1 protein-coding gene is annotated in these 607 nt (G+C 64.9%); it reads right to left on the reverse strand.

Translation table 11 applies throughout. From position 1 onward, the window contains the following. Positions 1 to 48 precede the first annotated feature (48 nt). Positions 49 to 607 (reverse strand): LysR substrate-binding domain-containing protein (locus KVT32_RS28355; protein ID WP_254637054.1); only part of this gene is annotated, 559 nt, incomplete at its 5' end.

Raw genomic sequence — 607 nt, forward strand, 5'->3', positions numbered from 1 at the left:
AGGGGAAATACGGAATCGGGATGGGGGTATAAGAAAAACTGATAGCAGTTATTCAAGAAGCTGAGCACCGGGCCATTGCCCATTCGTGCACAGCATTTCGGTGACTTCACGCACCAGGCGGCTGATCGCGGAAGCCGCGTTCGTCAGCGGGATGTTGCGCGAGGCACAGAGGGTCACCTTGCGCCGGATTGCCGGGCTGTGCACCGGCGTAGCGATCAGGGCGCCGCTGTCGATTTCCGCACGCAGCGGAGCCAGCGGCAGCAGGGTGGCGCCCATGTCGGCCAGCAGGGCCGATTTCAGGATCGCGATCGAATTGATCTCGATGATGTTGGCCAGCGCCAGCCCGGCGCTGCCGGCGGCCTGTTCGATCAGCGGGCGCACGCCGTGCTGCTGGGCCGGCAGGATCAGGGTGCTTGCCAGCGCCGCGCCGAGGGTGATGGCCGGGCCTGGCGGCACCCAGCTCGCGCCGGCGCGGCAGATGTACATCAAGTCTTCCTCGACCAGGGGCGTGGTGTCGAACCCGGTCAGCTGGCCGTCGTCGAACAGGACGGCCAGGTTCAGCCGTCCGGATTTCAGCTGTTCGTTCAGGTTGTCCGAGATTTCCTCG

The sequence above is a fragment of the Achromobacter sp. GbtcB20 genome, assembly GCF_019091095.1.
GTDB classification, from domain to species: Bacteria; Pseudomonadota; Gammaproteobacteria; order Burkholderiales; family Burkholderiaceae_B; genus Achromobacter; species Achromobacter mucicolens.